Origin of the sequence: uncultured Methylobacterium sp. (assembly GCF_964244095.1) — a bacterium.
Classification (GTDB): domain Bacteria; phylum Pseudomonadota; class Alphaproteobacteria; order Rhizobiales; family Beijerinckiaceae; genus Methylobacterium.
The window spans coordinates 1-7,167 of the sequence record NZ_CAXTHR010000187.1 but is presented as its reverse complement, the minus strand read 5'-3'; the positions used below and the strand labels follow the sequence as shown (position 1 = coordinate 7,167).

Genomic DNA, 7,167 nt, shown 5'->3' with positions numbered 1-7,167 from the left:
GCCTTCGCCATGAAGGGCGACGAGGAGCGCATCCGCGAGGGCGGCTGCGAGGCCTACCTGTCGAAGCCGATCTCGGTCGCGAAGTTTTTGGCAACGGTTCGCACGTATCTTGCCGACAGGTAGCCACCGTCGCGATCTGGTCCCCGGCGGCATCCCGCCCGAGGGTTGGCCCGGCGCGACCGTCCGTTGAACCGCCAAGCGAGGAACGATGTCGGCCCGCGTCCTGATCGTCGACGACCTGTTTCCGAACGTGAAGCTTCTGGAGACGAAGCTCGCGCTGGAATACTTCGACACGGTCGCGGCCATGAACGGGCCGGACGCCATCGCGATCTGCGAGAAGGGCCTGTGCGATCTCGTCCTGCTCGACGTGATGATGCCCGGCATGGACGGGTTCGAGGTCTGCCGCACCCTGAAGAACAACCCGCTGACCGCCCATCTGCCGGTGGTGATGGTGACGGCCCTCGACCAGCCCTCCGACCGCCTGAAGGGCCTCGACGCGGGCGCCGACGACTTCCTGACGAAACCGATCGACGACACCGCGTTGTTCAGCCGCGTTCGCAGCCTCGTGCGCCTCAAGGCCGTGACCGACGAATTGCGCAGCCGGGCCCTGGCCTCGCGCGCCTTCGGCATCGGCGACCCGCTGGCGCTCGCCACCGCCGAGACCGGGCTGAACGCCCGCCTGCTCCTCGTCGAGGATCGGCGCGGGTCGGCCGAGCGCATGGCGGCGTCCCTCGGGCAATATCATGCGGTGACCGTCGAGGCCGATCCGCAGAAGGCGATCCACGTCGCCGCCGAGGGCGATTTCGACCTCGTGATGGTCAGCCTCGACCTCGAAGGCTTCGACGGCCTGCGCCTGTGCAGCCAGTTGCGCAACCTCGACCGCACCCGCCACGTGCCGCTGATCATGCTGGCCGAGGGCCATGACCGCGGCCGCATCGTGCGCGGCCTCGATTTCGGCGTGCACGATTACCTTCTGCGCCCGATCGACCGGAACGAACTCGTGGCACGGGTGCGAACCCAGATCCGGCGCAAGCGTTTCTCCGAGGTGCTGCGCGGCGCGGTGCAGGCCTCGATGGAGCTGGCGGTCACCGACGGGCTGACCGGGCTGCACAACCGGCGCTACCTCGACAACCACCTCTGCGCGATGTTTTCGGACCCGCGCCTGCGCGAGCGCCCGGTGGCCGCGCTGATCCTCGACATCGACCACTTCAAGGCGATCAACGACACCCACGGCCACGAGGCCGGCGACGAGGTGCTGCGCACCTTCGCCGACCGCGTCCGCCTGCACACGCGGACCATCGACGTCGTCGCCCGCTACGGCGGCGAGGAGGTGGTGATCATCCTGCCCGACGCCGGCCTCGCGGAGGCGCGCGCCATCGCCGAACGCATCCGCGAGCGGATCGAGGGGATGCCGTTCCCGGTCCATCGGGACACGCGCCGCGTCGCCGTCACGGTGTCGATCGGCGTCGCGATCCGGGAACTGGCGGATGCCGGACCGGGCGAGATGCTCAAGCGCGCCGACCTCGCGCTCTATCGCGCCAAGGCGTCGGGCCGGAACCGCGTCGAGGCGCAGGCGGCCTGATATCCGAGAGCCTTCATATCCCAGGGCCATCACGCGAGGCCCTTCCGCGATCGGCCGTCGGCAAGCAGGACTCCGCGCCGGTGCGGCGGAGGCTTTCGACCCGTTCACGGTCAACGGCCGCCGGTATACGGCTCCGCCTCAATCCCCCGGCGCCTGGGCGGGATCGCGCGGGCGCGGTTCCTCGACCGGCCGCGGAACGCCGCGATGCGGCCGGTTCGCGCCGCCGGAGCAGCCCGCGCAGATGCTCCGCGTCGCCCGCCGGACCCGCGCGTCCATCGCCTTCTGCATCGCGTCCATGTTCGCGGCGCTGTCGCGGGCGGCCTGCTCCAGGCCCGGCTTGACGGCGGGCGCCTGCGCGCACGCGATCCCGGCGCAAAGCGCGAGGACGACGGCGCCGCCGGCGCGAATCGAAGGGGCTCTCCATCGGTTCATGCGCGTAAGGACCCCACGACAACGCGGCCCGAGCATGGCGGCCCGCCGGCGGTTGACACCCGTGCCCGCTTCGCCAACACCTCGCGCCGTCCGCGGCCGGGGCGCCGCCTTCACGCGCGCCGCCCCCGCGCCGGCCGTTCGGATGGGAGTTCCGGGACAACGATGGCGGCGATGCGCTCCTACCTCGACTTCGAGAAGCCTGTCGCCGAACTGGAAGCGAAGCTCGAGGAACTGCGCGCGGTCGGCGCCCGCGACGGCGCGGTCGTGATCAGCGAGGAGGTCGGCCGGCTGGAGGCCAAGGCGGCGCAGGCGCTCGCCGAGATCTACGCGACCCTCACGCCCTGGCAGAAGACGCAGGTCGCCCGCCACCCGCAGCGCCCGCACTTCGTCGATTACTGCGCCGGCCTGATCGAGGACTTCACGCCGCTGGCCGGCGACCGCGCTTTCGGCGAGGACGAGGCGATCGTCGGCGGCATGGGGCGCTTCCGCGGCCGGCCGGTCCTCGTGCTCGGCCAGGAGAAGGGCGCGAGCACCGAGACGCGCCTGCGCCACAATTTCGGCATGGCCCGTCCCGAGGGCTACCGCAAGGCGGTGCGCCTGATGGAACTGGCCGACCGTTTCGGCCTGGCGGTGCTTGCCTTCGTCGACACCGCCGGCGCCTTCCCCGGCATCGAGGCGGAGGAGCGCGGACAGGCCGAGGCCATCGCGCGCTCCACCGAGGCCTGCCTGGGGCTCGGCGTCCCGAACGTCGCGCTGGTGATCGGCGAGGGCGGCTCGGGCGGCGCCATCGCCATCGCCACCGCCAACCGCGTCCTGATGATGGAGCACGCGATCTACGGCGTGATCTCGCCGGAGGGCGCCGCCTCGATCCTGTGGCGCGACCAGGGCCGGGCGCACGATGCGGCGACCGCGATGAAGATCACCGCGCAGGACCTGATGCGGCTCGGCATCATCGACGCGATCGTCCCCGAGGCGACCGGCGGCGCGCATCGCGACCGTGCCGGCGCCATCGCCGCCGCCGGCGACGCGCTCGCCGGCGCGCTCGCCGAGTTCGACGGCGTCGCTGCCGACGAGGTCCGCGACCGGCGCGCGCGGAAGTTCCTCGAGATCGGCCGGCGGCTGTGACCGCTCCGGACGGCGGCGGCCCGTTCGGGATCGGGTTGCTGCGCGGGCTCGGGCGTCGGCTCGCCGGCGCGGCCGCCGAGCCGGGCGCGGTCAACCACGTCTCGCTCGGCGCCCATTGCCAGATGGCGCACGTGCTGAAGACGCTGGGCCTTCGCGCCTGGTCCGGCCCCTTCGACTGGATCTTCACCACGCCGGGGATGGTCCGCGACTGCCTCGCCGACGACTTCGCCGCCCTGGTCGATCGCACGCAGCTCGAGTCGATCCCGGACGCCGAGCGGCGGGGCGACGGGCTGTGGCGCGGCCGCCACCGGCTCTATCGCGATCGCTACGGGCTCGACTGCGTCTTCAACCACCACGATCCGGCGGCCGACGCCGGCGACCATCGCTTCCTGACCGAGGGCGTCCGGCGGCTGCGCACCGCGCTGGCGATGCCGGCGGCGGACAATCGATTCTGGCTGATGACGCAACACCACACACCTCCGGAGGTCGTGATCCAGATCTGCGACGTTTTAGCACAGAAGGTAAGCAGGAACCATTTAACCTTTCTGCAACTGATCGCCGGATGCGAAGCGCGGCGGGTGACGGCCGCCGATTCCGTGCGTCCCGACCTGCGCTGGCTGACGATCGAAACGCCTTCCGCATCAGTCGGTTTGCGTCTCTCCGACCCGGCCGACGACGCGTTCCTCCTCGACACGATCGCGGCGGAGTCGCGGCGGACCCTGAACGCGTCCCCGTGATCCACCGGCGGGCGCCGACGCCCGCGCCGATCCTTGCGGTAACGGAGGCGTAAGTTTACCAAAGCTAGAGAGTCGGGGAGTGACGCACGACGGCTGCCCAACGGCCCGCGGGCGGTGTGTATCGAGGACGAGGTTCTCCTATGGCTGTGCGCCGGTCCGCGGCTGCAAGGCTGATCGCCCCCATCGTCGTCGCCTCGGCCCTGGTCGTTGTCCTGGGCCTGGGCGGCTGCCAGGACGGACTGGTCAACGGCGCCTCGACGCGATCCCTCACGCCGATCCCGCCGCAGACCCTGTCCCTGATGCATACCAAGGGTATGCAACAGGGCGACCCGATCCTGATCCGCGCCTACAAGAAGGAGGCGGAGATGGAGGTGTGGAAGCGCGGGGCGAGCGGCCAGTACGCGCTCATGAAGACCTACCCGATCTGCCGCTGGTCCGGCCAGCTCGGGCCCAAGCGCAAGCAGGGCGACCGGCAGGCGCCGGAGGGCTTCTACACGATCACCCCCGGCCAGATGAACCCGAACTCGGCCTACTACCTCTCCTTCGATACTGGCTTCCCCAACGCCTACGACCGCGCCAACGGCGGAACCGGCAACTACCTGATGGTCCACGGCACCTGCTCCTCGGCCGGGTGCTTCGCGATGACCGATGCCTCGATGTCCGAACTCTACGCCGTGGCGCGCGAGGCCTTCGCCGGCGGCCAGCGGGCCTTCCAGTTCCAGTCCTATCCGTTCCGGATGACGGCCCAGAACATGGCCAAGCACCGGAACGATCCGAACGCCCCGTTCTGGCGCAACCTCAAGGAGGGCTCGGACTGGTTCGAGGCCTTGCACGAGGAACCGAAGGTCGGGCTCTGCGGCGCCAAGTACGTGTTCGGTGGCTCGGACGCGGCGGCGGGCGCGTGCGCGCCGAAGCTCGATCCGCTGGTCGCCGAGAAGCGCGCCCACGACGACCGCGAGATCGCCGAACTCGTCGCCAAGGGCACGCCCGCGACGCGGATCGTCTACGACGACGGCGGCGGGAACCCGGTCTTCCGGGCCGAGCAGACGACGGCCTTCGCGAGCCTGTCGGGCACCGAGACCGAGGTTCCCTACAGCGCCAAGGAGTACGGCCGGCACAACCTCGGCGACGTCAGCCGTCCCGAGAGCCTCGCTGCCGGCCCGCGCGAGATCGAGGTCGACGCCAAGGGCAAGCCGGTGATGCTCGCTGCCGCCGAGGCGCCGATCCCGACCAGGGCGGCGGCCGCCCCCGCGAAGACCGGCAAGCCCGATGTAGCCAAGCCCGCGGTCCGGACCTTGATGGCTAGGCAGCCCGATGCTGCGGACGAGCCCGCGAAGGAGGCCGGGAAGGCCAGGCCCGCGCGGATCACGCTCGCCGGCGCGGACGACGATCCGAGCGCCTACCGGACGCTGCTCGGAAAGGTGTTCGCCAAGGAGAGCCCGGCGATCCCGGAGACGCAGGCCGCCGATGCCCTGGTCGCCGAGCCGGTCAAGGCCGCCGCGCGTCCCGCGAAGGTCGCGCACGGGCCGCCGGCCCGCAAGGAGACGCTGCCGGCTCTGCGGACCGCCAAGGCGGACAAGCCGTAGAGCCGGCTCCTGCGTTTCTCTCGTGCGTTCGCGCCATGAAAAAGCCGCCGGTCCGAGGGACCGGCGGCTTTTTCCTTCGTGCACATCCCTCAGACGAGGGGGCGGTCGCGGTTCATCAGCCAGAGGGCATGGATCATTCCCGGCAGCCCGAACATCAGCGTCAGCAGGATGTTGAGCAGGAACTGCAGGCCGATGCCGTTGGTGACGAGCACGGCGATCGGCGGCAGGAAGATCGCGAGGAGGATACGGACGAGCGTCGACACGGCGGCTCCCGGAACAAGTCGGATGTCGCCGGGCCAACGAAGCGGGACCGTTTCCGTTCCGGCGCCGCGCCCGGGATCACCCCGGCGTCGGGCGCATGCGCCGGCCACACCGCCGCCGCGAACCGGCCGGATGACGGGGCCGCCGCGCCACGAGGCGCCGCCCGAGGCATCCCCGTGACAGCACCGATCCGGCCGCATCCTCCCGAAGGCCAGGCGATCCGGCCCGAGCGTCCCTGGGCCGGGCCGGGCTTCTCCGAGTTCGTGGCGATCGTCGGGCTGATGATGGCGGTGACCGCGATCTCGATCGACAACCTGCTGCCGGCCTTCCCGGCGATCCAGGAGCGGTTCGGCGTGCCCGACCCGAACCGGCTGCAATGGCTGATCTACGTCTACATGATCGGCTTCGGGGTCGCGCAGATCGTCTACGGACCGGTCTCCGACGCGCTCGGCCGGCGGCCGGTGCTGCTCGCGAGCCTCGCGCTCTACGTCGCCGGCACGCTGCTGGCGATGGTCGCGCCTTCCTTCGCGTGGCTGCTCGCGGCCAGGGTCGTCCAGGGGCTCGGCGCCGCCGGCGGGCGGGTGCTGTCCACCGCGATCGTGCGCGACCGCTTCGCCGGCCGCGAGATGGCGAGCGTGATGTCGCTGATCATGATGGTCTTCCTGATCGTGCCGATGATCGCGCCGGCGATCGGGGGCGCGATGCTGGCGCTCGGCTCGTGGACCTACGTCTTCGTCTCGATGCTGGTGCTCGCCGGCTGGCTCGCGCTGTGGTTCGCCATCCGCATGCCCGAGACCCTGCATCCGGAATACCGGCGCCCGCTCTCCTTCGCGGCGACCGCGGAAGCCCTGCGCACGACGCTCCGCTGCCGCGTCGCGATCGGCTACGCCACGGCGCTCGGCCTGCTCACCGGCTGCATCATGGGCTATGTCGGCTCGGCCCAGCAGGTGTTCGACACCGGGCTCTACCGGCTCGGCGCCCTGTTCCCGCTGGCCTTCGGGCTGGTCGCCGGCGCGATGGGCGTGGCGACGCTGATCAACGCCCGCGTCGTGGGCCGCCTCGGGATGCGCGCGCTCTCGCATGCGGGGCTCGCGGCCTTCGTCGCGGTGGCGGTGGCGCAGGTCGGGCTCGGGCTGGCCTATGGCGGGCGTCCGCCGCTCGCCCTGTTCCTCGCGGTGCTCGCGGGAAACCAGTTCCTGCTCAGCTTCGCCATGCCGAACTTCAACGCACTGGCGCTCCAGCCGCTCGGCGCGATCGCCGGCACGGCCTCGTCGTTCCTCGGGTTCTACACCACCATCCTCGGGGCGCTGTGCGGCTTCCTGATCGGGCAGGCATTCGATGGCACGATGCTGCCGATCGCCTTCGGTTATGCCGGGCTCGGCGCCCTGGCGCTCGGCGTCGTCGCCTGGACCGAGCGCGGGCGCCTGTTCCGCGGCGGCGTCTC

At 71.1% G+C, this 7,167-nt stretch carries 7 protein-coding genes and 1 pseudogene; 6 read left to right on the top strand and 2 right to left on the bottom strand.

The window, feature by feature from the left end; all coding sequences use genetic code 11:
* Nucleotides 1-123 (top strand): annotated as a pseudogene (locus ACFE86_RS20335) (two-component system response regulator); the annotation flags it as partial.
* Between the two features lie 85 nt (nucleotides 124-208).
* Nucleotides 209-1,582, top strand: a complete 1,374-nt coding sequence (locus tag ACFE86_RS20330; RefSeq protein WP_375457138.1) for a PleD family two-component system response regulator — start codon at nucleotides 209-211, stop codon at nucleotides 1,580-1,582.
* A gap of 138 nt (nucleotides 1,583-1,720) precedes the next feature.
* Here ACFE86_RS20330 and ACFE86_RS20325 read toward each other — a convergent pair whose 3' ends face one another.
* Complete coding sequence (locus ACFE86_RS20325; protein WP_375457137.1) at nucleotides 1,721-2,014, bottom strand: hypothetical protein; 294 nt, start codon at nucleotides 2,012-2,014, stop codon at nucleotides 1,721-1,723.
* Nucleotides 2,015-2,185: 171 nt separating this feature from the next.
* Here ACFE86_RS20325 and ACFE86_RS20320 point away from each other — a divergent pair, with 171 nt between their 5' ends.
* From ACFE86_RS20320 to ACFE86_RS20310, 3 genes are all read left to right on the top strand, one after another.
* The gene (locus ACFE86_RS20320; RefSeq protein ID WP_375457136.1) at nucleotides 2,186-3,139 is read left to right on the top strand and encodes an acetyl-CoA carboxylase carboxyltransferase subunit alpha; all 954 of its coding nucleotides are present in this window, start codon (nucleotides 2,186-2,188) and stop codon (nucleotides 3,137-3,139) included.
* Nucleotides 3,136-3,876 (top strand): DUF1796 family putative cysteine peptidase, encoded by a 741-nt coding sequence (locus ACFE86_RS20315; RefSeq protein WP_375457135.1) that lies wholly within the window; start codon nucleotides 3,136-3,138, stop codon nucleotides 3,874-3,876. The genes ACFE86_RS20320 and ACFE86_RS20315 overlap by 4 nt, the downstream gene beginning before the upstream one ends.
* Nucleotides 3,877-4,016: 140 nt before the next feature.
* Complete coding sequence (locus tag ACFE86_RS20310) at nucleotides 4,017-5,462, top strand: L,D-transpeptidase family protein (RefSeq protein ID WP_375457134.1); 1,446 nt, start codon at nucleotides 4,017-4,019, stop codon at nucleotides 5,460-5,462.
* 89 nt (nucleotides 5,463-5,551) lie between these two features.
* Here the strand turns inward: ACFE86_RS20310 and ACFE86_RS20305 are convergent, their stop codons facing one another.
* Nucleotides 5,552-5,725, bottom strand: coding sequence for a YqaE/Pmp3 family membrane protein (locus ACFE86_RS20305; RefSeq protein ID WP_375457133.1), 174 nt, complete (start codon nucleotides 5,723-5,725; stop codon nucleotides 5,552-5,554).
* 282 nt (nucleotides 5,726-6,007) lie between these two features.
* On the opposite strand from ACFE86_RS20305, the gene ACFE86_RS20300 reads away from it, so the two are divergent.
* The coding region (locus ACFE86_RS20300; RefSeq protein WP_375457139.1) for a multidrug effflux MFS transporter at nucleotides 6,008-7,167 on the top strand (1,160 nt) is incomplete at its 3' end.